At 64.9% G+C, this 26,335-nt stretch carries 27 protein-coding genes; 9 read left to right on the top strand and 18 right to left on the bottom strand.

Going from position 1 to position 26,335, the window contains the following annotated elements; genetic code table 11:
* Positions 1-95: 95 nt before the first annotated feature.
* On the bottom strand, positions 96-3,035 hold the full coding sequence (topA, locus tag CZ338_RS04090) for a type I DNA topoisomerase (RefSeq protein WP_087117025.1): 2,940 nt from the start codon (positions 3,033-3,035) through the stop codon (positions 96-98).
* 211 nt (positions 3,036-3,246) lie between these two features.
* On the opposite strand from topA, the gene CZ338_RS04085 reads away from it, so the two are divergent.
* The gene (locus tag CZ338_RS04085; protein ID WP_087117024.1) at positions 3,247-3,882 is read left to right on the top strand and encodes a DedA family protein; all 636 of its coding nucleotides are present in this window, start codon (positions 3,247-3,249) and stop codon (positions 3,880-3,882) included.
* A gap of 82 nt (positions 3,883-3,964) precedes the next feature.
* Here CZ338_RS04085 and CZ338_RS04080 read toward each other — a convergent pair whose 3' ends face one another.
* On the bottom strand, positions 3,965-4,168 hold the full coding sequence (locus CZ338_RS04080) for a cold-shock protein (RefSeq protein ID WP_076598122.1): 204 nt from the start codon (positions 4,166-4,168) through the stop codon (positions 3,965-3,967).
* A 167-nt stretch (positions 4,169-4,335) separates the two neighbouring features.
* On the opposite strand from CZ338_RS04080, the gene CZ338_RS04075 reads away from it, so the two are divergent.
* Positions 4,336-6,702, top strand: coding sequence for a DEAD/DEAH box helicase (locus CZ338_RS04075; protein WP_087117023.1), 2,367 nt, complete (start codon positions 4,336-4,338; stop codon positions 6,700-6,702).
* An 88-nt stretch (positions 6,703-6,790) separates the two neighbouring features.
* On the opposite strand, the gene CZ338_RS04070 is transcribed toward CZ338_RS04075, so the two are convergent.
* The 7 genes from CZ338_RS04070 to CZ338_RS04040 form a co-directional block, all read right to left on the bottom strand.
* Entirely contained in the window at positions 6,791-7,228 is a 438-nt protein-coding gene (locus CZ338_RS04070) for an Rv3654c family TadE-like protein (RefSeq protein ID WP_328588354.1), read from the bottom strand.
* The gene (locus CZ338_RS04065; RefSeq protein WP_087117022.1) at positions 7,225-7,539 is read right to left on the bottom strand and encodes a hypothetical protein; all 315 of its coding nucleotides are present in this window, start codon (positions 7,537-7,539) and stop codon (positions 7,225-7,227) included. Before CZ338_RS04065 ends, CZ338_RS04070 begins: the two co-directional genes overlap by 4 nt.
* Positions 7,540-7,548: 9 nt before the next feature.
* The gene (locus tag CZ338_RS11225) at positions 7,549-7,794 is read right to left on the bottom strand and encodes a DUF4244 domain-containing protein (protein ID WP_087117021.1); all 246 of its coding nucleotides are present in this window, start codon (positions 7,792-7,794) and stop codon (positions 7,549-7,551) included.
* Between the two features lie 94 nt (positions 7,795-7,888).
* Positions 7,889-8,488: a type II secretion system F family protein gene (locus tag CZ338_RS04055; RefSeq protein ID WP_087117020.1), complete on the bottom strand. Its 600-nt coding sequence runs from the start codon at positions 8,486-8,488 to the stop codon at positions 7,889-7,891.
* A complete protein-coding gene (locus tag CZ338_RS04050) occupies positions 8,488-9,264 on the bottom strand; it encodes a type II secretion system F family protein (protein ID WP_087117019.1) in 777 nt (258 codons plus the stop codon). The genes CZ338_RS04055 and CZ338_RS04050 overlap by 1 nt, the downstream gene beginning before the upstream one ends.
* Positions 9,261-10,403, bottom strand: a complete 1,143-nt coding sequence (locus tag CZ338_RS04045) for a TadA family conjugal transfer-associated ATPase (RefSeq protein ID WP_087117018.1) — start codon at positions 10,401-10,403, stop codon at positions 9,261-9,263. The genes CZ338_RS04050 and CZ338_RS04045 overlap by 4 nt, the downstream gene beginning before the upstream one ends.
* Positions 10,396-11,499, bottom strand: coding sequence for a hypothetical protein (locus CZ338_RS04040; RefSeq protein WP_087117017.1), 1,104 nt, complete (start codon positions 11,497-11,499; stop codon positions 10,396-10,398). Before CZ338_RS04040 ends, CZ338_RS04045 begins: the two co-directional genes overlap by 8 nt.
* A 342-nt stretch (positions 11,500-11,841) precedes the next feature.
* Here CZ338_RS04040 and CZ338_RS04035 point away from each other — a divergent pair, with 342 nt between their 5' ends.
* From CZ338_RS04035 to CZ338_RS04025, 3 genes are all read left to right on the top strand, one after another.
* A complete protein-coding gene (locus tag CZ338_RS04035; RefSeq protein WP_087117016.1) occupies positions 11,842-12,663 on the top strand; it encodes an HAD family hydrolase in 822 nt (273 codons plus the stop codon).
* Positions 12,664-12,740: 77 nt separating this feature from the next.
* Complete coding sequence (locus tag CZ338_RS04030; RefSeq protein ID WP_087117015.1) at positions 12,741-13,307, top strand: phage holin family protein; 567 nt, start codon at positions 12,741-12,743, stop codon at positions 13,305-13,307.
* 75 nt (positions 13,308-13,382) lie between these two features.
* Positions 13,383-14,315 (top strand): alpha/beta fold hydrolase, encoded by a 933-nt coding sequence (locus CZ338_RS04025; protein ID WP_087117014.1) that lies wholly within the window; start codon positions 13,383-13,385, stop codon positions 14,313-14,315.
* Here CZ338_RS04025 and CZ338_RS04020 read toward each other — a convergent pair.
* Genes CZ338_RS04020 through nth form a run of 4 tightly spaced genes read right to left on the bottom strand, consistent with a single transcriptional unit; the run spans position 14,312 to position 17,601 of the window.
* Complete coding sequence (locus tag CZ338_RS04020; protein ID WP_235839431.1) at positions 14,312-15,496, bottom strand: MarP family serine protease; 1,185 nt, start codon at positions 15,494-15,496, stop codon at positions 14,312-14,314. The two genes, CZ338_RS04025 and CZ338_RS04020, sit on opposite strands and share 4 nt — an antisense overlap.
* A gap of 27 nt (positions 15,497-15,523) precedes the next feature.
* Entirely contained in the window at positions 15,524-16,210 is a 687-nt protein-coding gene (locus CZ338_RS04015; RefSeq protein WP_235839430.1) for an NUDIX hydrolase, read from the bottom strand.
* Entirely contained in the window at positions 16,211-16,804 is a 594-nt protein-coding gene (locus tag CZ338_RS04010) for a TlpA family protein disulfide reductase (RefSeq protein ID WP_087117013.1), read from the bottom strand. It lies immediately after the preceding gene.
* Entirely contained in the window at positions 16,801-17,601 is an 801-nt protein-coding gene (gene nth / locus CZ338_RS04005) for an endonuclease III (RefSeq protein ID WP_087117277.1), read from the bottom strand. Before nth ends, CZ338_RS04010 begins: the two co-directional genes overlap by 4 nt.
* A gap of 289 nt (positions 17,602-17,890) precedes the next feature.
* On the opposite strand from nth, the gene glxR reads away from it, so the two are divergent.
* Both glxR and CZ338_RS03995 read left to right on the top strand, forming a co-directional pair.
* Complete coding sequence (gene glxR, locus CZ338_RS04000; protein WP_087117012.1) at positions 17,891-18,574, top strand: CRP-like cAMP-activated global transcriptional regulator GlxR; 684 nt, start codon at positions 17,891-17,893, stop codon at positions 18,572-18,574.
* Positions 18,575-18,739: 165 nt separating this feature from the next.
* Positions 18,740-19,102, top strand: coding sequence for a hypothetical protein (locus tag CZ338_RS03995; protein WP_143341251.1), 363 nt, complete (start codon positions 18,740-18,742; stop codon positions 19,100-19,102).
* A gap of 48 nt (positions 19,103-19,150) precedes the next feature.
* Here CZ338_RS03995 and CZ338_RS03990 read toward each other — a convergent pair whose 3' ends face one another.
* Positions 19,151-20,389 carry an IS256 family transposase gene (locus tag CZ338_RS03990; RefSeq protein WP_204211789.1) on the bottom strand — a complete coding sequence of 413 codons (1,239 nt, stop codon included), beginning with the start codon at positions 20,387-20,389 and terminating at the stop codon, positions 19,151-19,153.
* Positions 20,390-20,636: 247 nt separating this feature from the next.
* Between CZ338_RS03990 and CZ338_RS03985 the strand changes: the two genes are divergently transcribed.
* The gene (locus tag CZ338_RS03985) at positions 20,637-21,257 is read left to right on the top strand and encodes an HNH endonuclease signature motif containing protein (RefSeq protein ID WP_143341250.1); all 621 of its coding nucleotides are present in this window, start codon (positions 20,637-20,639) and stop codon (positions 21,255-21,257) included.
* Between the two features lie 301 nt (positions 21,258-21,558).
* Here the strand turns inward: CZ338_RS03985 and CZ338_RS03980 are convergent, their stop codons facing one another.
* From CZ338_RS03980 to CZ338_RS03965, 4 genes are all read right to left on the bottom strand, one after another.
* Positions 21,559-22,371: an MBL fold metallo-hydrolase gene (locus tag CZ338_RS03980; protein ID WP_087117009.1), complete on the bottom strand. Its 813-nt coding sequence runs from the start codon at positions 22,369-22,371 to the stop codon at positions 21,559-21,561.
* 58 nt (positions 22,372-22,429) lie between these two features.
* Positions 22,430-22,945, bottom strand: a complete 516-nt coding sequence (locus tag CZ338_RS03975; protein WP_087117008.1) for a RidA family protein — start codon at positions 22,943-22,945, stop codon at positions 22,430-22,432.
* Positions 22,945-23,097 (bottom strand): DUF4177 domain-containing protein, encoded by a 153-nt coding sequence (locus tag CZ338_RS03970; RefSeq protein ID WP_087117007.1) that lies wholly within the window; start codon positions 23,095-23,097, stop codon positions 22,945-22,947. Before CZ338_RS03970 ends, CZ338_RS03975 begins: the two co-directional genes overlap by 1 nt.
* Before the next feature lie 113 nt (positions 23,098-23,210).
* Positions 23,211-23,462, bottom strand: a complete 252-nt coding sequence (locus tag CZ338_RS03965) for a WhiB family transcriptional regulator (RefSeq protein WP_235839457.1) — start codon at positions 23,460-23,462, stop codon at positions 23,211-23,213.
* A 303-nt stretch (positions 23,463-23,765) separates the two neighbouring features.
* Here CZ338_RS03965 and CZ338_RS03960 point away from each other — a divergent pair, with 303 nt between their 5' ends.
* Positions 23,766-26,156 (top strand): transglycosylase domain-containing protein, encoded by a 2,391-nt coding sequence (locus CZ338_RS03960; protein ID WP_087117006.1) that lies wholly within the window; start codon positions 23,766-23,768, stop codon positions 26,154-26,156.
* The last annotated feature ends 179 nt before the right edge of the window (positions 26,157-26,335 follow it).

The raw sequence follows: 26,335 nt of genomic DNA, 5'->3' as shown, positions 1-26,335 counted from the left end.
CCTGGTCTTTTGCCGCCCCCGGGACCTAAAAGGCAAACCTGCTCCCTGGGTTGGATCCGGGGAGCAGGTCGACGTCCGTCAGCGCACTGACGGCGCTACTTCTTGCGGGAGCCTGCCTTGACCACGCGCTTCGTCGTCTGCGCCGGCTTGTTAGCAGTCTTCTTCGCCGCTTTCTTGGCGGCCTTCTTCGCAGTCTTCTTGGCTGTCTTCTTCGCCGTCCGTTTCTTGGTGGCCTTCTTGGCGCCGCCGCCTGCGCCGTCCTCCGCTTCGCGGGCACGGCGGGCAGACAGCAGCTCGTTGGCGCGCTGGTCGGTCATGGTCTCCGGGGTGTCGCCGCGCTGAAGGGAGGCGTTGGTCTCCCCGTCGGTGACGTACGGGCCGAAGCGGCCATCCTTGACCGTCATCGGCTTACCGGAGACATCGTTGTCGCCGAGCATCTTCAGCGGCGGCTTGGCGGCGGCGCGGCCGCGGCGCTTCGGTTCGGCGTAGATGCGGCGGGCCTCATCCAGCGTGATGGAGAAGATCTGGTCCTCGTTGGCCAGGGAACGGGAGTCATTCCCCTTCTTCAGGTACGGGCCGTAGCGGCCGTTCTGGGCGGTGATCATCTCGCCGTCGGCGGGGTCTTCACCGACCTCGCGGGGCAGGCTGAGTAGCTGCAGCGCCTCGTCCAGTGTCACGGAGGACGGCTCCATAGAGGAGAAGAGGGAGGCGGTGGCGGGCTTGAGCTGTTCGTCGATAAGCTGCTCGATCCGCTTTTCCTTTGCGGCCGTGGCCGTCTTGGTCTCCCAGTTCTTGGCGCGCTTGCCCTCGGCGGCGCGCTGGGCATCCTCCTCGGCGCGCTCGGAGGCGATGATCTCCTCGGCGCGGGCTTCGGCGGTGGCGCGCTCGTCCTCGCGCACGAGCTCGGTGACGTACGGGCCGTAGCGGCCTTCCTTGGCCACGACGGTGCGTCCGGTCGCGGGGTTGGGGCCTAGTTCGCGTCCGGTCGGCGGGGTGGCGAAGAGCTTCTCGGCCATCTCCGCGGTGACCTCGTCCGGGGTGGTGGACTCGGGCAGGTTGGCGCGCTGGTATTCCGGCTCGCCTTCGGCGCTCACTCCCACCTGTCGCTCGAGGTACGGGCCGTAGCGGCCGACGCGGACATAAACGGGGCGGTCCTCGTCGTCGCGGAACAGCTCCAGCGAGTTCACGCGGCGGGCGTCGATGGACTCGAGGTTGCTCTCGATGATGGACTTCAACCCGCCCCGGCGCGCGATGGCCTCGGCGGTGGACTCGTCGGCGTCGGCGTCGCCGAAGTAGAAGCCGGTGAGCCACTGCGTGCGGTTCTCGTTGCCCTGGGCGATCTCGTCGAGCTCGTCCTCCATCGACGAGGTGAATTCGTAGTCCACCAGCGCGTCGAAGTTCTGCTCCATGAGACCCACGACGGAAAACGCCACCCACGTGGGCACAAGCGCGTTGCCGCGCGGGGCGACGTAGCCGCGGTCCTGGATGGTCTTGATGATCGACGCATACGTCGACGGGCGACCAATGCCCAAGTCCTCCATCTTCTTCACCAGGCTGGCCTCGGTGTAGCGGGCCGGCGGGTTGGTGGAGTGGCCGTCGGCGGAGACCTCGCGGGCGACAAGGGCATCACCCTCCGCGAGCTGTGGCAGGTGCTTTTCCTTGTTGTCTTGCGTGTCCGAGTAGGCGCGCAACCAGCCAGGGAACGTGACGGTGCGGCCGGAGGCAGACAGTTCGACGTTCTCGCCGCTGGTCGCCTGACCTGCGATGGTGGCGGTGACGGAGGTGCCGCGGGCATCTTCCATCTGGGAGGCCACGGTGCGCTGCCAGATCAGTTCGTAGAGCTTGAATTCCTCGGCGTCGAGGGCGCGGGCCAGCTCACCGGGGGTGGCGAACCGCTCGCCTGCGGGGCGGATCGCCTCGTGCGCCTCCTGGGAGTTCTTCACCTTGCGGTCGTAGCGGCGCGGGGAGTCGGTGACGTAGTTCGCACCGTAGAGCTCGCGCGCTGCGTTGCGGGCGGCGTCGAGTCCCTGCTTGGACAGCGAGGTCGAGTCCGTACGCATATAGGTGATGTGGCCGTTCTCGTACAGGCGCTGCGCGATACGCATGGTGCGTGCCGAGGTGAAGTGCAGCTTCGCGCCGGCTGCCTGCTGCAGCGTCGACGTCATGAACGGCGGGTACGGCCGGCGGGTGTACGGCTTAGACACCACATTGGTCACCGTCAGGTCCTGGCCGGTCAGGGCATCGGCCAGCGCGCGGGCATCCTGCTCGTCGACCACCACGAGCTCGTCGTTTTTGAGCTTTCCGCGGTCGTCGAAGTCTTTGCCCTGGGCGATGCGGGAGCCGTCGATAAGCGTGAGCTTTGCGTCGAATGTCTCGGCGTCGCGGGCGAGCTTAGCGGTGAGGTCCCAGTACTCCGCGGAGATGAACGCCATGCGCTCGCGTTCGCGCTCCACGATGACGCGGGTGGCCACGGACTGGACACGGCCCGCGGACAAGCGCGGCATGACCTTCTTCCACAGCACGGGGGACACCTCGTAGCCGTACAAGCGGTCGAGGATGCGGCGCGTTTCCTGCGCGTCCACGAGGTCCATGTCCAGCTCGCGCGTATTCTCCGCGGCTTCCTTGATCGCGGACTCAGTGATCTCGTTGAACACCATGCGCTCCACCGGCACCTTCGGCTTGAGCACCTCGAGCAAGTGCCACGCAATCGCTTCGCCCTCGCGGTCCGGGTCTGTGGCGAGCAGCAGCTTGTCGCTCTTCTTCAGCTTGTCTTTGAGGTCGGCGACCTTCTTCTTCTTGTCGGTGCTAACTACGTAAATCGGCTGGAACTCCGCCTCCGGGTTCACGCCGAGCTTCGCCCACGGTTCCTTCTTGTACTTCGCGGGAATGTCCGCGGCGCGGCCGGGAAGATCGCGGATGTGGCCCACAGACGCCTCGACGAAGTAGTCGTCGCCCAGGTACTTCTGGATCTTCTTCGCCTTCGTCTGCGACTCCACAATGACCAGGGTCTTGCCCTGTCCGTTCTGCTCAGCCACGCCGGGTGACTCCTTAAATATTCGCGTCAACGATTCTCTCAAAGACAACTACCACTAATTTCACGGCCGCGTAAACGAGGGGTAGCGCTTTTTCGCTTATCGACGTTAACACTGCCCTCCCCCACCCCCTCCCGCCCCACTACACTTTCCGCAAGAGGTCGAGTCTGGTGTGTGCCGGACTCACTGGCGCGACACGGGAAGGACGGCAGCTGTGACAGAAGTAGTGGACTCGCTGGTCGGGTTCTTGGAGCAGCTCATGACCACGCCGGTGTTCTACCCGTTGTTGAGCCTGCTCATCACCCTCGACGCGCTCTGCCCCCTCGTGCCGTCCGAGACTGTGTTGAACCTCTCCGGCGCGTTCTCCGGCTCCCAGGGGGTACCTGATATCCGCTGGATCTTCGCCGCCGCCGCGATCGGTGCGCTCATCGGCGACAACCTGTGCTTCATGCTGGGCGGCCGCCTCATCCGGGTGGTCAACCAACTCGACCCAGATTCCCGGGCCGGAAAGACCATCGAGTGGGTGCGCTCCAACATGAACAAGCGCGCCGGCGTGACCATCATTGTGGCCCGCTTCTTGCCCTGGGCCCGGTGGGTGGCCACCATCGTGCTCGGGTCCGTCCGTTACAACTGGTTCCTTTTCTTCCTCTACGACACCATCGGCGTTCTGCTCTGGGTCACCATCGGTGTGGGCGTGGGGTACATCGGCGGCGCGATCATGTCCGACTACCCCCTCCTGGCCATGGTCGTCGGCGTGATCCTCGGATCCCTGGTCGGCCTGGGCATCCAGAAACTGCAGCAGAACATGGCGGAGTGGAACGACGTGCGGCGCGGAGTGTCCGCCGTCTAAAGGGATCTCGCGCGGCGCTTCTGCCAATTGAGAACCCCGGCTCCTCCACGTCGGAGAAACCGGGGTTCAGTGCGTTTAGGAATTAGAGTGCGCGGACCTGCTGCGCCTGCGGGCCCTTGCTGCCTTCACCGATCTCGAATTCAACCTGCTGATTCTCCTCGAGGGTGCGGAAGCCGCTGCCCTGAATCTCCGAGTAGTGGACGAAAACGTCGGCGGAGCCGTCGTCCGGGGCGATGAAGCCGAAGCCCTTCTCGGCGTTGAACCACTTCACTGTTCCAGTAGCCATTGCGATTAAAACCTTTCGTATTTTCCGGCGGGTGCCGGTCTTTCCGGTCGTGCTGGCAAAACTCGCGAGCACCCCGTGAAAGGCGCACACAAAATCTGCGACCACTGATTATCTTGCCATGATTTATCCTTTTACGTCGGACCTGGATTCCGCGGGAAGGAGATCGCATGGCGCACGGAGGAACCCCCGGCTTCGCTGGCGAGCTTATCGACGGCCTCACCCGCGCCCTCCCCTCCGGCACCCTCACCCACGTGCGCACGGTGCCCGCCCGCCCCTCACGAACAGCCGAATGGCCCGAGTGGGTGGACGCCGACCTGCGGGAGAGGCTCATCGACGCCGGCATCCCCCGCCTGTTCATCCACCAGCGCGAATGCGCTGACCTAGCGTGGTCCGGACGAGATGTCGTCGTGGCCACAGGCACGTCGTCCGGCAAGTCACTCGGCTACCAGCTGCCGGTCCTGAGCACCTTGGCCACCGACCCCACCGCCTGCGCGGTGTACATCACCCCGACAAAGGCGTTGGGTTCGGACCAGCTGCTGGCTGTGAGCTCCCTCATCAAAGGGCACCCGCTGCTGACCGGCCCCAAAGGCGTGAACCCCGCCCCCTACGACGGAGACACCCCCACCGAAGCACGGGCGACGATCCGGGAGACCACCCGCTTCGCCTTCACCAACCCGGACATGCTGCACGCGGGCATCCTGTCCTCGCACGTGCGGTGGGCGCGGTTCTTGCGCCACCTGAAATATGTCGTGGTCGACGAATGCCACACCTACCGCGGCGTGTTCGGGGCGAACGTGGCGCTGGTGCTGCGGCGTCTGGACCGGATCGCCCGCGCCTACGGTGCGTCACCGACCTTCATCTTCGCCTCGGCGACAGCCGCGGATCCGGCCGCGCACGCCGAGCGTTTGTGCGGCCGCGACGTCGCCGCCGTGACCGAGGATGGTGCACCCACCGGCGAACGCACCTACGCGCTGTGGGAACCCGGATTCATCGAAGGTGCTGAGGGCGAGAACGGTGCCCCCGTCCGCCGCGCCGCCACCACCGAGGCGGGAGCCATGATGGCGGACCTCGTCGCCGCGGGCGCACGCACACTCACCTTCGTGCGGTCGCGCCGGGCGAGCGAGACCGTGGCCATGCGCGCCGCCGAAGACCTTGTCGCAGCCGGCCGCGCCGATTTCGCCCGCCGCATCGCCTCCTACCGCGCCGGTTACCTCGCTGAGGACCGCCGGGCTCTCGAACGCGCCCTGGACAACGGCGACTTACTTGGCATGGCCACCACGAACGCCCTTGAGCTAGGCATCGACGTCGGCGGACTCGATGCCGTGGTCATGGCGGGCTTCCCCGGCACCGTGGCGTCCTTCCGGCAGCAAGCCGGCCGCGCGGGGCGCCGCGGGCAGTCGTCCCTGGTGGTCATGGTCGCACGCGACGAGCCCATGGACACCTACCTCGTCCACCACCCCGAAGCCCTGCTGGACAAGCCGGTGGAAAATAGCGTGTTCAACCCGTCGAACCCGTTCATTCTCCGCGGGCACATCTATTGCGCCGCAGTGGAAAAACCGCTCACCGAGGCGGAGGTGGAGGGGATGGGGGCGCGGGGTGTCGTCGATAAGCTTGAAGCCGAAGGGCTCCTGCGCAAGCGTGCGCGCGGGTGGTTCGCGGTCCCCCAGCTCACAGGCGACATCACGCCGGAAACCGCGCACAGCTCTGTGTCGTTGCGCGGCGGGGCCGGCGAGGAGGTCATGATCGTCGACGCCACCGACGGACGGCTGCTGGGCACCGTCGACTCCGCGCGCGCCGCCTCGCAGGTTCACGACGGCGCCGTATACATCCACCAGGGCGAATACTTCATCATCGACGAACTCGACCTGGACAACTACGTCGCGCTCGCCCACCCCGAAGTGCCCGACTACAGCACAATGGCGCGCTCCACGACCGACATCCGTGTCATCGGCGACGCTCATGCGCGGAGCAACCCCTCGCCGGGGCTGTGGGTGGCCAGCGTCGACGTCGAAGTCACCGACCGCGTCACCGGCTACGTAGTCAAGCTTGCCGACGGCACCACCTCCGAACACATCCCCCTCGACCTCCCCGAGCAAAAGCTGCTCACCCGGGCTGTGGCCTACACCATCGACCCGCTCGCCCTGGAGAAAATGGGGATCGCCGCCGGCGACATCCCCGGCACCCTGCACGCCGCCGAGCACGCCGCGATCGGCATCCTCCCCCTTTTAGCCACCTGCGACCGATGGGACATCGGCGGCGTGTCCACCGCCCTGCACTCCGACACCATGCTGCCCACCGTGTTCGTCTACGACGGCCACCCCGGCGGCGCCGGCTTCGCCGACGAAGGCTACGCCCGCTTCCACCAGTGGATCTCCGCCACTTACGAGGCCGTGAAGTCCTGCGGTTGCGCAGCCGGCTGCCCCTCCTGCGTTCAGTCCCCGAAGTGCGGCAACGGCAACCAGCCCCTGGACAAAGCAGGTGCACTGAAGCTGTTGGGGGCCCTGAGCGCGATGACCGCCGACATGGCTGTGTGACGGCGCGGTTGCGCGTCTTTCTTTGGGCGATTGCGCGTCTTTCCTGCGCTTCGCCCACCGACACCCTGGATGGGCATGAACTGGTGTTCTAAATCGGTCCCGCCTTCGCTGCTGCCTCCCCGCGTCCAGCGGTCGCAATGACAGTGACATCACTGCCCGTGATCCGGCAGTCGGCGACTTCTGCCCGGTTGAGCTGCGCAGTCTCGTGAGCAGCGGTGCATGCGTCCCCGCCTGTGTGCAGTGCGGTCGCCCCGGCGACCGCCGCTAAGTCAGCGGCGACCTGGGCTCGGTGAGAGTCTGCTAACCTGCCCACCACTGCCGCGACTACCAGAGCTAACGCCACCACCGCGGCGATAATGCCGGCAGACAAAACGGTGGCGTAACCGCGGTCGTCGCGGAATGGGTCAGGCCGGGCGGGCCACGCCGGAAGGGCCGGAAGGGCACGCTGGAAAGACCTCGCGGGAAGAGGAAGCCAGGCTGGCCCGGCAGCCTCCGGCGGCAGAACGGAGAAGATAGCCGGCGTCACGGCGCCTCCACCGGGAATGCCGCGGAGGCGCTCATCGAGCGGACCGGAGCTGGCACCTTCGCGGTCACCCGCACGACTCCGGCCTGCTCAGTGACGGTCACGGTCACACCGTCGCGGGGTGGTTCGTACGGCACCCCGATCGCGTGCGACCGGGCTGCAGCGCCGGCGATGTCCACCGCGGCGATGTAGGACCCCAGGGTGGCAATCCCCGCCACAATCGCCGCCGCCACTGTGACCAGGACGGACAGGGAGAGGGCGGCTTCGATGGTGACGGAACCGTGGTCGTCGATAAGCGGAATGCGCCGTGACATGCTGGACCTTTACGCTGGGCGGTTAGACAGCGCGTCGGTGATGATTCCCTCGATCGCGTCCACAACGCCGTTGCCGTTGATCACCATGTAGAGCACCGCGGCGAGTGCTGCGGCGGCGAGACTCCCCATTGCGTATTCGATCGTCGACATGCCGTCATCCCTGCGCAGAGCGGCCGCTCGCGCGGCGGCTTCGATGTAGACACGGGTGAGAAATTCGTTCACGGAATTGATCGGTGTATTGATTGCTGCGGTCATGATTGTTCTCCTTAGTTTTCTGGTGCGGTTGAGAGTCGGTTGTGGGTGAAGGTGGTGAAGGTCTAGTAGCTGGTCATTGCTGTGTGTTCCCCCCTTACTGCCCGCCGAACATCTCCGATCCCAAGCCGATGACCACGGGTGCGAGCCCGAGGACGAAGAAGGCCGGGAGAAAGAATGCGGCGAGCGGAATACTGATCAGGACCCCTGCGCGTTCGGCGGCGGCGGTCGCATCGTCGGCGGCGTCTTCGCGGAGCTTGGCCACGATGCGGTCGCACCCCTCGGCGACAGCTGAACCGGACGCGTGCGACAGGGCGACGAGCGAGGCGAGTTCCTCGCACCCGGGGACCCCGTCCATCGCGGACCAGGCCCGCTCCGGCTCGACCCCGAGTTCGTGAAAGGCCACCACACGCCGCCATTTCTGGGCGAGCGGCGGCAGCACCTCCCCTTCGCCGGTGCTCAAGGCGTAGCTGTCGGCCACCGCCCCCGCGGCGGCGGAAACAGGCAACCCAGCGCGGAAGCACGCGGCGAACAGTTCGATGTCGCTGGCGATCCGGTGCCGGTCGGGCGGGCCGTCGCGCGGGGTCTTCGAGGTGGATTCACGTGTGGCTGGCTCCGGGGTCAGGCGGGTGCGCGGCGGCGCGACGGGCAGTGCCAGTGCGGCGCCGAGGAACAGTGCGACGGGAAGAGTGAGCATTAGGCGGCCCTCCCGATGATGAGTTGAGAGGTGTAGAACCCTGCGCACACCAGCAGCGTCCCGCCGAACAGCAGGAGGCTTCCCAGTCCGCCGCCGGTGAGCAGCGCCAAGAGGCGCGCTCCCATTGCCTGCCCCATGAGAATTCCGGCGAGAGGAAGAACAGACAGAATAACGGCGGTGGCGCGCGGGCCGGCGAGCGCGGCGGTGGTGGCTTGACGGTGGCGCAGGTCGTTGTCGATGCGCGACCGGGCGCTGTCCAGCAGGTCTGCCATGGGAATGCCGAGGCGGGAGGATAGGAGCCAGAGGGAGGCGACGGAGCGGAGTTCGTCGAAAGGCGAGTCCGCCAGAACGGCGGCCCCGTTTCCGCCGCGGCGGGCGTGGGCGGCGGTGCGTTCGAGTTCGCGGACGAGGTCGGCGGGAGCATCGTCGGGGAGCTTGTCCACGGCACGGGCGCACGCGTCAGCGACGGTGGACCCGGCGCGCAAGGCGGCGACGAGGTGGCCGAGGTACGTGGCAGTCGATTCCAGCCGCGCGGTCGCCGTTTTAGCCCGGCGCGAGCGCACGACCGTGTGCACCGCTGTCGCACCGGCAGCACACGCGGCGAGCACGACGAAGAGACGGTCCGTGGCCAGCACGAACGGCACCGCGGCCGCAGACACGACGGGGAGCAGCACGGCGAGGTTGAAGGGCTCGCCCGCCACGCCCACACGCCGGGCAGGGTGCGCCGGAGGAACGGCGAGAGCCGCGGCAGCGAAGAGGGGAACAAGCGCCATCATGGGACCCCCAGTTCATCCAGCAACGCGTCGTAGCCGTCGGCCGGGCCCGCATCGGCATCCCAAACCACACGCGGCACGACGGGGTTTCCTTCCAGCACGCCGATCTGCTGCACGCGGCGTGTCCCGTCGCGGCCGCGGCGCATGACCACGACGACATCGACAGCCGCCGCGAGCTGCGAATGCAGGGCCTCCCGGTTCAATCCACCGAGCACTGCGAGCGCCTCGAGGCGCGCAGGGACCTCCTCAATCGAGTTCGCGTGCACAGTCCCCGCGCCGCCGTCGTGCCCGGTGTTCAGCGCGGCGAGCAGGTCCACGACTTCCGCGCCGCGAATCTCCCCCACCACAATCCGGTCGGGCCTCATGCGCAGGGCCTGCCGCAGCAGGTCGGCAATGGTGATCTCACCCGCACCTTCCGCATTCGCGCCGCGGGATGTCAGGTTCACCACGTGCGGGTGCGCGGGCGTGAGCTCGACAGTGTCCTCGATCGCCACAATCCGCTCGTGCGGGGCGACCTCCGCCAGCATCGCCGCCAGCAGCGTCGTCTTGCCCGTGCCGGTTCCGCCGACAACAAGAAAGGCTTTCCGCTTATCGACGATCCCCTTCAGCACTCCCGCCCTTTCCCCGTCCACCCCTCCTGAGGCTTGGATCTGCTCCAAGGTGGCTGTCTTGTTGTGCAGCACTCGCAGAGACATGCAGGTCCCGCAGTTCGCAGTCGGGGAAAGGATGGCGTGGAAGCGGAGAACGGTGCCGTCGTCACGCGAAAGGTGCCCGTCAGCGTAGGGGCGCGCATCGTCGAGGCGGCACCCGCAACTGCCTGCCAAGCGTGTGGCGAGCCGCCTCACCTCGGCTTCACCGCCGAGTGTGAAGGAGGCACGCTCGAGTCCGCGTCCGCGGTCGAAGAAGATATGGTCGGGCCCGTTGACGCAGATGTCGGTGACCCCGTCGATGGCGAGAAGTTGCTCGAGTGCACCGATGCCGACCGTCTCGTCGCGCAGCGCCCGCATGATCTCCAGTACGTCGAGGTCACTGATCACCACCGCTTCCTCCCGGATCAGCGCGGCGAGCTCCGCCGGGGTGCTGCGCGCTGGGTCCTCGGCGAGGCGCCGCTGCACTTTCGCCATGATCACTGCCTTATCCATTGGCCACCTCCAGCACTGCTTCCGCTGCCGCCGCAAGCGGGCGGGGCAGGCGTTTCGGCAGCCCGGAGACCTCCGCCTCTTTCACCAGCCGCGGCAGGTGCTTGACCTCGGTGACGACATCAGCACCAGCGACGCGCTCGACTTCCTCGGTGCTCAACCCCGACCAACCGCGGCGGCGCAGAACGAGCGACACCGGGGTGTTCGCGGCACGGCACTCCGCACTGATCAATGCAGCTGCCGCCGCTGCCCTTACCTCCGCTGGAACGACAACGAAGGCGTGGTCGCACCTATTCGGAAGTGCGTTGGGCGGGGCATCCACCACGGTGAGACCGCCCGCGCCCAGCACTGTGGTCACCCTGTCCACCTCCGCCGACAGACCGCCGGGGCGGCCCGCAGCAGCCGCGACAGTGGTGCGGGCTCCGGTGAGCACCGCGATCCCGTCCGCTGTCTGTGGAAGCGCCTGCCGTAGTTGCGTCCGGTCGACAGTGCCTTCCCCGATGTCGATGTCGCCCCACCGCGCTCCCACTTCTTCCTCCACGCCGAAGAGCAGATCTAGGCCACCTGAATAGCGGTGGGCATCCACAATTACCGGATGCGCGTCAGGCGATGCCGCACGCGCGACCGCCGCAGCCAACGTCGAAGTCCCCGCGCCACCAGCGGCCCCGACGAAAGCCAGAACCGTGCCGACACTCCCGAAGCCACTGCTTCCGCTGTCGGCGACGCTCGCCGCTGAGGACGCGAAACGGGACGAACCCGCGCTTCGAGGCGCATTGAGGGCGAGCTTGCCCAGCGCTTTCAACAAGTCCGCGGCCTGCGCGGGAAGGACGAAGGCATCCGCAGTTCCGTCCACTTCCTGAAGGCCGTTGGTCTCAGTACTCAGAAGGAACACGCCGTCACGGCGGGGTAAGGGATCGAGGTCGGGGGCACGGGCGATGTCGATAAGCACGGCGAACGCGCGTGAATAATGCCGGACGAGGTCGTCCGGGCCCTGCGAGTCGATGATTGGTCGGCCCGTCGCCGCGGCGAGATGTGTGGCCTCCGGGTGCAAGAGTGCGTCCCCGACGGCGATGAGAATAGGTGCAGTTTCGCTGGTCATGGCTTCACCATCGCCCAGCGCGGCGGCTGCCTCAAGGGGGCTGACGCGAGCCTGTGGATAACCCCGGTTTTCGCGGACACGTCACTAAACATCTGTGGATAACCAAGGCGCGACCGGAAGACAAAAGGGGGCGGCCCGCGCTATCGGGGGGTGCGCGGGCCGCCGTAACCCGGCCACAGGGGGGGATTGGGCCGGGGCCGGCCGCACTGTATATCGGGGCCGTGCGCGAGTAATTATGGCATACCGCCACAACAGAACACAATGACACCACGACTAAATCACAGCATCTGTCGAATGTGTCTTCGATCTTGCGCACTTGACGGCCAGCGTAAGCTATTGCGCATGACAGACACGGACGCCCACAACCGCGTGGCGGCGTTCTTTGACCTGGATAAAACGATCATCGCCACCTCGTCGGCCTTCGCGTTCGGCCGCGGGTTCCTCGACAGCGGCATGATCACGCGCGGCGAAGCTCTCGAGCTGTTCCTCACCAAGACCTCGTACATGCTCAACGGCCAGTCGAGCTCGAAGATGGACGCAACCCGCGACCGCCTCGCCGACATGGTTGCGGGATGGCCGGTCAGCGACGTACGCCGAGTCGTCGCAGAAACGATGAACATCGTGGTCACGCCCGCTATCTACCGTGAGGCCCGCGAACTCATCGACTGGCACCGCGGCCAAGGCCACGACATCGTGATCCTTTCCGCTTCCGCGTCGCTTCTTGTGGAACCCATCGCGGAGGAGCTCGGCATCGACACCATCGTCGCCACCGAAGTCGAAGTCGTCGACGGTGCGCTCACCGGCGCCATCACCCGCTACCTCAAAGGGGAGGGGAAGGCGGAGGCGATGCGGGGGCTCGTCGAAAAGCGGGGCTACGATCTCGCCGCAAGTTACGCATACTCAGATTCGCTTACCGACGTCCCCATGCTCTCCCTCGTCGGCCACCCCGTCGCCGTCAACCCTGAACGCGGCCTAAAAAAGCACGCCGCGGAGCATGGTTGGGAAACACGCAGCTTCAAAAACCCCGAGCCCCTGTTCAACCCGCCGGGCGCAAAAGAAATCGGCATCGGCGCAGGCGTCGTGGTCACCGTGACCGCACTGACCGCCTTCGGCGTCTGGTTGGCGCAGCGGGGCCGCACTGGCACCGGCAGAACCACCGCATAATGTGCTGTGCGTTACTATAAGATCGGTTATAACTGACGGCACCAGCGCAAGCGGTGCGCATCGAGGAAGGTTGATTAATGAGCGACAAGGGTCTGTACACCAGCGGCTCGACCAGCTACAAGGCAAAGGTCGACTCCATCCCGCTCCGCGACACGGACGTGACGCAGCCGGGCAGCGACTCCCTGGGCACCCTGGTGTCCAACGCGACCGAGCAGGTGTCCAGCCTGGTCCGCAGTGAAATCGAGCTGGCTAAGACCGAGGTCGTCGGAGAAGCCAAGAAGGCTGCCGTCGGCGGAGGCCTCCTCGGTGTCGCAGGTGTCGTCGCGGCGTTCTCCTCCTTCTTCTTTTTCTTCTTCCTGGCCAAGCTGATCGCCATCTGGACCAACGACGCATGGGGCTTCGGCATCGTCTTCCTGCTCATGCTCATCACCGCGGGCATTCTCGCCCTCGTGGGCATCAAGCGTTTCAAGGCCATGGGCAAGCCGGAAAAGACCATCGAGTCCGTCAACGAGTTGAAGAACCTCGTCCCGGGCCAGGCTCAGAAGAACCTGGAGAAGGACTCTTCGGAGCTCTACACCTCCTACGGCACCGGCACCACGGTCCCCGGCGGCTACGCCGCTGGCGGCTCCACCAAGGCGAACTAAGGGCCGCCCCAGTTCACAGGTGCACACAAGCGCCCAGGGCAACGCGTAACTGCGACCCTGGGCGCTTTTCCAGTTATGAGCACTCAACCCCTTTCCCCAAAGACCGTCGCTCTTGATGGACCATTCGAGCATGTTTTGCTGCATACCCGCGGCATCCGCCTGCACGCGGCCGTCGCCGGCGACCCAAAGGATCCGCTGGTTCTGCTCATCCACGGCACATTCGGCGCGTGGCTGGATTACCGGCGCATCATCGCGCCGCTGGCCGAGCGCGGTTTCCACGTCGCAGCGGTGGACATGCGCGGCTACGGCATGTCGGACAAGCCGCCGGCGCGTGCAGGGGACCCCACGCTCATTGCTGTGGGCGACATCGACGGTGTCATCTCTGCCCTGGACCACGACCGCGCCCACATCGTCGGACACGACACCGGCGGTGCGCTGGCCTGGGTGTTCGCCTCGACGTACCCGGACAGGGTCGCAAGCATGGTTGCGGTCTCAGCCGCGCACCCCACGGACCTCCGCCGGCACCTGCGCACCCGCCCCTGGGAACTCGTCTTCATGCTGGCGCGGGTCGCTGTCGGGAGACTGCCGATTTGGCTCCACCAGCTCTGCACCCCCCTCATTCCGCGTGTGTGGCGCCGGGAACTAGCTCTCAACACTGCGCCCGGATTCGCAGGCACACCGGAATTCGAGGAAGCGTTGTCCCTGCGTATCAGGGCTGCACGAGTCGACAACGCATTGCGCGGCATCGTCCGCAACACCCGCTTACTCACCGCCTCGCCGCGGAAGAATGCATCACCCATCGAGGCACCTGCACTACTCATCCACCCCGCCCAAACGGTCTGGACGAGAATCAGCGCAGCATCCTCCCGCCGCCTCACCTCTCCCCTTGACGTAGCGACGATCCCCGGCACAAAGAATGCACCCCACATCGAGGACCCAGAACTATTCGTGGAGCAGCTCGTGAAATTCCTCCCCGCACCCGGCCGAACGGAGCCTGGACCTGCCTAAGCCACGCAGCTTTGAGTATCCACGGGCTCCGTCAATCCGACGTAATCCCCCACGACATCTTCCGTCTGGCGGATTGTCAGGGCGTATCCGGTGTCAGTTCCGTCGACAGCCGCACCGAAAACCACGCCGAGAACGTCGCCCGACGTGGACAGCAGCGGCCCGCCGGAATTGCCCTGACGGATCGTGCCACGCAAGGTGAATGCCTCGCGCTCGGTCCTCCCAGTGGCGTAGATATCCGGGCCAGAAATGTTCAGGCGCTCGCGAACCCGCACCGGGGAGACGGTGAACGGCCCGTTGCCTGGAAAGCCCATCACCATGGCGCTATCGCCGGTTCTCGCGATCCCGGGAGCCGACTTCAGCGGCTCAAGCCCCAAGTTGAGGACGTGAAGCACCGCGAGATCCACCTCTGGGTCGTAGAGTACAACGGTCGCTTGCTTCACGCCCAGAACCGTGTCCAATTCCACCGTGTCGGTTCCTGCCACGACGTGGGCATTCGTGATCACGTAGTCCGGTGCAGAAACGAAACCAGAGCCCGACAGACGGCGCCGGCAGCTCTCCGCATCCCCCAGCACGTGCACGACGCTAGGGCGCACCGCATCCACTACTGCCTGGTCGACGATCGCCGGGTCCGGTTCCTCCACCTCGGCGCCGCCGCCCTGGAAGGGGGAGACTAAGGGGGGAAGGCCGGTGACGTCGATAAGCCGTGCAATGTGCTCGGGGACTTTGTTGCCCCACTCGGGAACAGCCCTGTCAATTGCGCCCAACACGCGCGAGCCACGGATCGCGCTACCGAGCGGGCCTCCGACATTCGCCGCGACAGGCACCGCCACGAGCCACACCACAACGACCGCCATGAGCAGCTGAAGCAGCGACCCCACAGCCGAATCCCAGCGCTGAGTGGACTTGGTGCGCAGCCTCTCACGCAGCGCGGAGCCGACCGTCGCGCCGACGATATTGCCCGCCCCCACGAAGAGCACCACCGTGGCCAGCAGAAGCAGCACGCGCAGGCTGGTGCTGTCGGTCACGCGCACCAACAACCCCGCCGCGCCGAGCCCCACGACGAGCCCCGCAGCGACACCCACCGCCGCGAAACCCGAGGAGAAAGCACCCTGGCGCCAACCGCCCGCGAGCGCCGCCACGAACAGCAGCACAAGCGCGAGGTCGACGATGAGAGCAGTCACGGAAGGCCACCCTACGCGCCGCAGCGGCTAAAACCCGTGTCCCTCGCCGTTACGCGACGCGCGCAGCGCCTTCCTCAGATCCACTGATTCCTTGTGCTCCCACGGCTTTTCCCACCCAGCTTCACGGATCATCACTGCGAGGAGCGACGCAGTGAAACCCCACACCAGGTAGCCGTTCACATCGAAGGCAGGGCCCGTCCACCCCAACCGCGCGACGCGGAAGCGGTTCGCAGGGTCGATGAGATGCGCGAGGTCGACGAAGAAGACATCGTCATTCTCCGCTGGGCTCGCACACCACACTTCACCGGGATCTTGCGCGTACGCGAGCACGGGATTCACCGGGTGACCGGACGGGCCCACGGCGATCGGCTCGAGGACAGCCAGCGTCTCCACACGGTCCGGTTCCAGCCCCGTTTCCTCGTTGGCTTCGCGCAGGGCGGCATCGACAGGTCCCGCGTCGTCCGGTTCGAGCCGCCCGCCCGGAAACGCCATTTGGCCCGAGTGGTTCCGCAGCGTGGGCGCGCGGTGGGTGAGCAGAATCTGGGCGTCATCAGGCAGCTCCTGCGCATCGGCGTCGCCCGTGAAGCACATCAGCACCGCCGACCTGCGCGATTTTCGCGACGCCAGCCGCATGTGCCCCTGCATCGAATGCACCAGTGCCGCGTTGCCTGGCGCCGACAGCACGCCCGCCAAGCTCTCCAGCCACTTCGCCACCTACAGCACCTCCTCAACAGCCCGAGCTATTTCGCTTGACGACGAAAAACCCTTCCCCATTACCCCCACCTTCTCCTCCCCGCGGAAGACCACAGTGACAGGAACGACCCCCGGCAACCCGTGCGCTCCGGCAAAAACATTCTCGCTGTCCTGATAGCTGGGCATTTGAATGCCGAGCTCGTTCAGCAGAGCCGCTCCATTCGCCGCGTTCGTGTCGGCGTGCACACCGACCACCGTGTAGTCGGGGTGCGTGCGCGCGAATTCGTCGAACGCCGGCAGCTCCTCCCGGCACGGCTCGCACCACCATGCCCACACGTTGACCACAGTGATGTCCTGGGGGTTTTGCCCGCTGTCCTCTCCCCCGAGACACGGCAGGTCCACTCCACCGACACCCGGACCCGGGCAATCCGGACGCTCCTGCATCTGTGCTTCCTGGTGCGTTGTCTCAGAATTCCCGGTCGCTTGGCCGGCGGAATTTGCCGGGCCTCCAGGATCCGCAGGATCCGCGGGTCGCAGCAACCCCACCGCCGCCACCACGACGAGCACCGTCACGGCCGCTAGCGCCGCGACACTCCCCCAAACCTGCTTCCTCACTTCTCACCGTCCCCGAACATCGCGAGGATGTGCTCGCGCTCCGGACCTGTCACCAACTTCTCCGCATCCTCCCACTCGATGGGACCGACCGTGCCGAACGACGGGCAATCGTACGCCAGAGGACACGCCCCGCACGCTGCTTTCCGCGCATGGCACACACGGCGACCGCAAAAAATGATCCGGTGGGAGAACATCGTCCACTCACGCTTCTCTATCAACTCCCCCACAGCACGCTCGATCGCCACCGGGTCCTTCTCCTCCGTCAGTCCCAGCCGGTGAACAAGACGCTGGAAATGCGTGTCCACAGTCAACCCCGGCAACCCGAACGCATTCCCCCGCACCACATGCGCAGTCTTCCTGCCCACCCCCGGCAGAGTCACCAAATCCTCCACAGCCACTGGGACCTCGCCACCGAAATCAGCCACGAGCTTCTCCCCGATCCCCTTCAAATGCCCCGCCTTCGCGCGGTAGAACCCGACCGGTTTGATGATCTCCTCCAGCTCGGCGGGGTCAGCTGCGGCGTAGGCCGCAGCCGTCGAAAAGCGCGCAAAAAGCGTCGGCGTGACCTGATTGACCCGCACATCCGTCGTCTGCGCACTCAACATCGTGGCCATCAACAACTCAAGCGGCGACGTGAAATCCAACTCCGCATGCGCATCCGGAAACATCACCGCCAGCGTCCTATTGACCCGCCGCGCGCGGCGGGTCCGCCCCAACTCCGTCTCCGTCCCCTTCGCCGCCGGATGCGAACCCGGGCGACGAAACCGCCGCGGAGTCGTCGAAGCAGAATCAGACATGCCGTCCACTATACTGGGCCGATATGGTGAGCATTCTCCTCGCGCTACTAGCACCTGTGCTTTTGGCCGTCTTCCTCGTCAGCATGGAACGCCTCGAAATCGCCGTCGTCCACACCGAATCTCCACAGTGAACGCCAGCTAGACCGCGAGACCACCCGCATCGCATCTCCGCCGCAAACAATTGATCGGCGCACCAAGCCGAGATGATAGGGTTGGGAAATGTGACATGGCCCGCGAGCTGCCACTCCGGTGACCAACTCCACACGGCCCACGACGACAAGGAGCTTCGATGCAAAGCGTGCAGGAAACACTGGCCCGCGCCGGGATCTTCCAAGGCGTAGACCCCGATGCAGTGGTCAACCTGATCTCACAAATGCAGACGGAGTCATTCTCCCGAGGCACCACCATCTTCGACGAAGGTGAACCCGGTGACACCCTTTACATCATCATCGAAGGCAAAGTGAAACTCGCCCGTCACGCCCCCGACGGACGCGAGAACCTCCTCTCCGTCATGGGCCCCTCCGACATGTTCGGCGAGCTCTCCATCTTCGACCCCGGCCCCCGCACCTCCTCCGCCGTGTGCGTCACCGAAGTCGAAGCCGCCACCATGGACTCCGAGATGCTCCGCACGTGGATCAACGACCACCCCGAGATCTCCCAGCAACTGCTGCGCGTTCTCGCCCGTCGTCTGCGCCGCACCAACGCGTCCCTTGCGGACCTCATCTTCACCGACGTTCCCGGCCGCGTAGCCAAAACCTTGCTCCAGCTGGCTAACCGCTTCGGTACCCAAGAGGGCTCCGGTTTGCGCGTCAACCACGACCTGACCCAGGAAGAAATCGCACAGCTCGTCGGCGCCTCCCGCGAGACCGTGAATAAGGCACTGGCCACCTTCGCCCAGCGTGGTTGGATCCGCCTCGAGGGCAAATCGGTCGTCATCGTCGACACCGAGCACCTCGCCCGTCGCGCCCGCTAGTTTTTCTTCGCGATGGATGGAACCGCCCTTTTGCGCACGTCAAGGGGCGGTTTCGCTGTTTGATGGAACCGGGGGTTGTGGATAACTTCGGCGGCGTCGACGGTTATCCACAGGTTCCGGGTCGTGCCCTTTTCTTCGTGGTTGGCGGGTTTTAGCGTGTGGGGCATGAACACGTTTGACGCGTTTCTCGCTTCTGTTGCGAGTCCTTTGGACATCCTGGCTGGTTTTGACCGTCAGGCTGCTCGTGATGCTGGCGTCAAACCCACCACTGTTGATGAGTGGGAGCGTGTCCACACCGTCTACTACGGCACAACCCGGTTCACCCGGAAGCAAGCCCACGCCATCCGGATCGCCCGGGAGACGGGGAAGTCTCTGGATCAGTTGGTATTCATCGAGAACCAATTGAAGCCCATAAAGACGGCAAGTGAGACGTGGCGGCTCCGCCTCGCCCTGCTGTCGGTGCGTGGGGACTACAACACTCTGCGCCGTCGCGCAAAGACGATCATCCCCGGGTCAAGTCCCGTGTAGTGGTGTAGCCGTTCGTGCTTTCGGCTCGGTATGAAGTTCGGGGTTTGGTTAGGCGGTTAGCTGGTGCTGCTCACCATGATCGTCTCCTGTGCGGTGCATGAGGTGTTTGGTCTGTTCGAGTGCGGATAGTGACATGTAGCGTTTCTGCTGGATCCAATCGTCGTGTTGCTCTGCAAGTACCGCACCAACAAGCCGGATGATGGATTCACGATTCGGGAAGATACCCACAACATCGGTGCGCCGGCGGATCTCCCGGTTTAACCGTTCTGTGGGATTGTTCGACCACACCTTCGTCCAAACTGGTTTCGGGGCGGCGGTAAACGCCAACACCTCATCGAGTGATTCCTCTAAGTACGTTGCTACCTGGGGGAACTTCGGTTCCAACAGATCAACGACCTCATGGGCTTGCCCCCAGGTGGATGCCGCGTCAGGTTGCTGGAAGATCGTCTGGAACATCGCTGAGACCATCGGCCACTGTGTTTTCGGGACCTGCTCGTAGAGGTTCTTAGCGAAATGGGTGCGGCACCGCTGCCACGACGCATCAGGCAGCACCTCAGCAATGGCGTGCTGGATGCCTTCGTGAGCGTCACTGGTGATCAGGAAGACACCGCGAAGTCCGCGGGCTTTTAAGTCTTGGAAGAAGCCTTTCCACGATGCGTTGGATTCCGCGGTGGCGACGTGCATGCCGAGCATTTCGCGGTAGCCGTCGGCGTTGACCCCGGTGGCCAACAGCACGCAGCATTTGACCACCCGGCCGCCTTCACGCACCTTGATCGTCAGCGCATCGCACGACAGGTAGGCGTACCCACCGGGATCGAGTGGACGGTTTTTGAAATCGGCGACCATCTCGTCGAGTTCTTCCGACATCCGTGAGACTTGCGATTTCGACATGTTGGAAATGCCAAGTGTTGCCACCAGATCGTTCATTCTGCGGGTGGAGACCCCTTTGAGATAGCACGTCGCGATCACGGTCGATAAGGCCCGTTCGGCCCGTGAGCGTCGCTCGAGCAGCCAGTCTGGGAAGAAAGCGCCGTGGCGTAGCTTCGGCACTGCCACATCGATCGTGCCGACGCGGGTGTCCAGATCGCGGTGGCGGTACCCGTTGCGGTGGTTGACCCGCTCGGTGGAAGCAACACCGTACTCGGCGCCGCAGACGGTGTCGGCCTGGGCGGAGAGGATCTGGTTGATAAACCCTTGCAGCATCTGCCGCATTAGATCTGGCGACGCTTGGGCGAGCAGATCGTCCAGATAGGTTGTCGGGTCGATAGAATGCGGAGCAGCGGTCATCGTCATGTGCCTTTCGGTGAGATGTGGTAGTTGAGTCGAAAGGTTACTGACGGTGGCCGCCCCACTATTTTCAAGGGCCCACCATCAGCAAGCGTTACACCACACTAAGGGACGCAACCTCATCCCCGATCCGGGTGCTGACACACCCGCCCCGGAGTCCACGGTCCGGTTCAGTACATCGAAGAAGGGGAAACGTTCCTTTACCGCCACGGGTGACGATAGTTTCATCGCCGCCTTGGAGTACGCCTTGCGCCGGAATCTGGATCCGGGTCGTCCTGCGGGCCCGCAAATGTATGAAGCACTGACCGACATTCTGCGTGGTGAGGGTGGTGTGGCTGATGCTGTGCCCCGCCCGCTTGTGGTGGTCCTGCTTGAGGAGCACACCAAGATCCTGCGGGGTGAGGGCAACGACACCATCCTGGGACTATCTGACGGCACCACCATGACAGGTGCGGAGTATTTGGCCCGGTTCCATGGTGAGGATCTGGAAGTGGCGATCTTCCATCCGCAGGCGGGTGCGGTGAACCTGTACGACACGAAACGTTTCGCCAACACCAAGCAGCGTGATCTGGCGAGAGCGACACTCACAACATGCCCGGTGCCGGGGTGCCGGCATGCCGCGGATAACTGCGAGGTGCATCATGTCACCGCGTGGTCACGCGGCGGACAGACCAACATGAACAACCTGGCGGTGGTGTGCAGGTACCACAACCGCACCAACGATGATGACCCCACCCGCCACCACCGGGGACGCATCGAGATCAGAGCAGGGACCCCGGTATGGGTATCCCCCAGGGGAAGACCGGCGGCGAACACCACCCACCAATACGGCGCGATGCACCTGTTGTTCGGAAAACAACGGGAATAACGCCGGGCCACAAAGACCAGCGACCAGTGGGCCAGCTGAACTAAGGGGCGGGGACCAGCCGAAACTATTGGGTCGAGGAGACGGAGCGGGAAAACGCTAACAACTGGACCAGCCGGGGGCGAAACACGCCCCACGGCCGGTTCAGTGTGCCCGGAAGAACCGACTAGACAACACCCGACCCTCAAGTGAGCAGAAAAGAGGGGTAAACGACAAAAGGCGCAGCCGAGAAGGGAGTACCTCGATGCAGGCGGCGAGGGCCCCTGCACATGGGGCAGGGGGAACGTCGATAAGCGGGGTGCGCTTAGTTCTTGCTGTCGAGGTACCGCAGCGCGACGCGGGTGGACTGCTCGGCGGCGCCGCGGAGGACGGGATCGACGTCGTCGTACATCGCGTCCACGAGCTCGTTGATGCTCAGGTCCGTGCCGTGCTCCTCGCGCACCTTGCGAATCTGGTCGAGGCGGTAGTTGCGGCGGTCAATGTACTTGCGGGCGAATTCCGCGAGGTCGTCGCCCTCCGGGCCGTGGCCGGGAAGCAACGTGATGCCTGCACCCTCTTCCTCGAGCTTGGCCAGGGATTCGAGGTACGCGCCGAGGTCGCCGTCCGTCTCGGAAATCATGGTGGTGTGGCGACCTGCGATCGTGTCGCCGGTGGCGATGCCCTCAAGCTCCGTCGACTCCGGGTCACCCGGGTAAATGTAGAAGCACACGGAGTCGCCGGTGTGGCCTGGGGTGTGCACGACCTTGATGCGGGGAGTCACGCCGTCGATGCTGATGATCTCGCCGTCCTCAAGCGGCTCGCCACCAATGCAGTAACGCTCGTCGAACGCGCGCACCGGCGCACCAGTGAGCTGGCGGAAACGCTGCGCGCCGTCGGCGTGGTCGTGGTGGCGGTGCGTCAACAGCACGAGCGCGACCTTGTTCGCGGAGGATTGCAGAACGTTGAGGTGGCCTTCATCCTCCGGGCCCGGGTCGATGACGATGCTGAATTCGTCCTCCGGGTCGCGGATCACCCAGGAGTTCGTACCCTCCAGCGCGGCATAGCTCGGGTTCGGCGCCAGAACGACGGCGGCGGAGGGGGTTACAGGACGCAGTTGGCTGTAGGCAGGATGCTGCATGCCCCCAACCCTACCGTCATTGATCGCCTTACAGCCATTTCTTGAAGGTTGGTGTGGGCTAGCTCGCGTCGGAAACTTCGACGATGAGCTCGACCTCTACCGGGGCGTCGAGCGGGAGGACCGCGACACCAACAGCACTGCGGACGTGGGCGCCCGCCTCACCGAAGATTTCGCCGACGAGTTCAGAAGCGCCATTGACGACGCCCGGTTGACCCGTGAAATCCCCGGCCGACGCGACATAGCCCACGACTTTGACCACTCGCGTGACCCTATCGAGGTCCACGACCGAATCCACGGCAGCCAGCGCATTCAGGACTGCGGTGCGGGCGTATCCGTACGCGTCCTCAGCGGAGACCTCCGCACCGACCTTGCCCGTCGCGGGTAGTTCACCGTCGACGAAGGGGAGCTGCCCTGACGTCCACACCTGATTTCCCACCCGAGCTGCTGGGACGTACGCAGCGACGGGAGCTGCAACCTGCGGCAACTCGATCCCAAGTTCAGTGAGCCGCGCTTTGATAGCGGCGCCCGATGCGTTGATGCTGGCGTTGGCTGCGGTGCTGCTGTCGCCGGCCATTAGAGTTCCCGCTTCATGTAGGCGACGACGTTCTCCGGGTTCGGGCCCGGGGTCACAGCGACGAGCTCCCAGCCGTCTTCACCCCAGGTATCCAGAATTTGCTTCGTGGCGTGCGTTAGCAGCGGAACGGTGGCGTATTCCCATTTCTTCATGGCACCACCCTACAGGTCGTGCGGGTGGTGACGGTCCCGCTCCGCACGCCGAGCCACTACCGACACCGACGGCAACACCAGCTGGAGGCCGGGGCGGTCAAAGGCAGTGGCAGTTACAGGCCGACGATTTCTTTGCCGGCAGCCAGGTGCGCGGCCCAGTCAGTCACGTTCGGGTTCTTGCGCAGGACTGCGCGGCGCTGCCGCTCGGTCAACCCGCCCCAGACACCGAATTCGACCTTGTTGTCCAAGGCATCGGCACGGCATTCCATTTGAACTGGGCAACTGCGGCAGATGGCCGCGGCTTTGCGCTGTTCGGCACCCCGGACGAACAGCGCGTCAGGGTCGCCGGAGCGGCACACAGCCATGGTGACCCATTCGCCGCGCTCGAAGGATCGAGCGGAGTTACTGCAGTCTGCGGTGCCGCGCTGTCGTACCGGCTGCCCCGTCCGTAGGGCTTGGTTGACGTTTTCCAGTGCGCGGTTGCTGATAGTAGCGGTCACCACAGTCTCCTTCCGGGGCGATTTCACTAAGGCATCGAGGCTGGATCTTCTTCACCGAGCCGTCGCTATGTAAGTGTATTCACGCACAAGCGAGATTGTCGAATAGATCACACGCGTGGGGGTAGGTGCTGATTCCGCTGACGGAACTTAGCCCGTAGTGTAAGAGAGGTGTCTGCGCTAAATTCCCTAGGAAAACTGCTCGCCGGCCTGGTGGCGGCGGGTGTCGGCATGGCTGTGTGCCTCGCGCCCGCAGCGGGCATCGGCGGGGCTGCGGTGACTCGCGTGGATAACACGATGCAGTCCAACCTGGCAGACCTGACTGACGGGGCCGCCCCCGGTGTCACCACGATCACCGACACCAACGGCGACCCGATGGCCTGGATTTACGCGCAGCGGCGGTACGAAGTCCCAGCGGACGAGATTGCCCAGTCCGCCAAGGACGCTCTGGTGGCAATCGAGGACCGGAGGTTCTACGAGCACGACGGCGTCGATATGCAAGGCTTCGCGCGCGCAATGGTGACCAACATTCTTGCTGGCGGCGTGGAAGAAGGCGCATCGACGATCGACCAGCAGTACGTGAAGAATTACCTGCTCTTGGTCAACGCTGATACGACTGAGGAACAGTCGGCGGCCGTCGAGCAGTCGATCCCTCGCAAACTGCGCGAGATGCGCATGGCCTCCGACCTGGACAAGCAGCTGTCCAAGGAGGAGATCCTGGCGCGGTATTTGAACCTCGTCTCCTTCGGCAACCACGCGTACGGAATCGAAGCGGCTGCCCGCACCTATTTCGACACATCAGCTTCAAAGTTGACGGTCCCCCAGTCGGCGCTGCTCGTCGGAATGCTGCAATCATCGGAATTCCTGAACCCGTACACCAACCCGGATGGAGCGAAAGAGCGCCGCAACATGGTGCTCCAAGCGATGGTGTCATCGGGATATCTCAGCCAGGCAGATGCCGACCGTTACGCGGGGCAGCCGCTGGGTGTCCTCGACGAGCCCTCACTGCTTCCCCGTGGCTGCATCACCGCGGGCAATTCGGGTTTTCTCTGCGACTACGCCCTGAAATACCTCGCAGACAAAGGCTTGAGCACCGAAGAGGTGGAGCGCGGCGGCTACACCATCACGACAACGCTGGACCCCGAGGTGCAAGCCATCGCCCACGACGCGGCGACGAGTGCAGTCAACAAGGGGCAGCCAGGTGTCGCAGAGGTAATCAACGTGATCGAGCCGGGGAAGGACAGCCACGACATTTTGGCCATGACTTCCTCGCGCGATTACGGCCTCGACCAGGATGAAAGTCAGACGGTCCTACCGCAGGCTTCGTCGATGGTGGGCAACGGTGCGGGGTCGGTGTTCAAGATCTTCACGGCGGCGGCAGCTCTCGAGAACGGCTACAACTTGGAGTCGAAACTCCAAGTGCCGGACCGAGCAGTTGTCTACGGAATGGGCGAAGGCGGCGCGAAGGGCTGCCCGCCCGGGGCGTACTGCGTGGAAAACGCAGGCAAGTTCTCCGGCGAGATGACGCTGCGGGACGCGTTGGCCAAGTCGCCGAACACGCCGTTTGTGAAGCTGATCGAGAATGTCGGCGTGGAACAGACCGTCGATATGGCTGTGCGGTTAGGCCTGCGGTCCTACGAGGACCAGGGCACGTTCGACGAGAATAATTCCGTCGCCGACTACTTCCGCCAGCACAACCTGGGCTCGTTCACGCTCGGCCCGACAGCGGTGAACCCGCTGGAGCTGTCCAACGTCGCCGCGACGCTCGCTTCCGACGGCATGTGGTGCGAGCCGAACCCGATCAAGAGCATCGTCGACCGCTACGGCGACGAGGTCGCTCTCGACCGCCCGGAGTGCGAGCAAGCTGTCGAACCGGAACTCGCCGCCGGTCTCGCGGGCGGAATGGCGGAGGATGCAGTTTCGGGCACCGCGAAGAAGGCGGCGAAATCCGCGGGGTGGAACGGAGCTGTTGCCGCGAAGACAGGCACGACGGAATCGCACCAGTCCTCCGCGTTCCTCGGCTTCAACAGGAAATTCGCAGCGGCGACATACATTTATAACGACGGCACGCAGACTTCCCCGCTGTGCACGGGTCCGGTACGCCAGTGCGCGGAGGGGTCGCTCTTCGGCGGGCAAGAGGCGGCGGAGTCGTGGTTCCGCATGGCGTCGAGGATGCCGGGCGCCGCGGACGCCGGACTTCCTGCGCCAAGTGCTTTGTTCGACCCGAAGGCGCGCGACGAGCTGCTTAAACGCGTCGTAGGCATGGACAAAGACGACGCGCGCGCGACGCTCGAAGAAGCCGGTTTCCGGGTCCGCGAGTCATTGAGCTCCGGAAAGGGCGCACCGAAGGACGAGGTCGTGGACACCCGTTACGCGGAGGACGCCGGTCCCGATTCCACGATCACGATCGTCGTTTCCGACGGCTCGGACGCACGCTTATCGACGCGCCCCACAACCCCTTCCCCCTCCCCCTCCCGCCAAGAGTACGTACCGGAAGAACCCTCCACCGCCGAGCGCGATCTGGGGCAGCTCGCCGACGAACTGGCGAACCTGTTCCGCTGACGCCTCATCAGTCGCGGTGCGGTGAACTAGCCACCACAAGCTAGGCACCGCACCGCGACGAGTTAGGACGGTGTGCCCCGGCGCGGTGCGGCGCCTCAGGGCGACATGATGGGAGGCGTCGCGGGGTATTGCAGTGCGGTCAGCCGCCAGCTCTACTCGTCCAGCTGACTGCTGACCGA

Source organism: Corynebacterium urinipleomorphum (genome assembly GCF_900155535.1).
Lineage (GTDB): Bacteria > Actinomycetota > Actinomycetes > Mycobacteriales > Mycobacteriaceae > Corynebacterium > Corynebacterium urinipleomorphum.
This window is presented reverse-complemented; position numbering and strand designations above follow the sequence as displayed.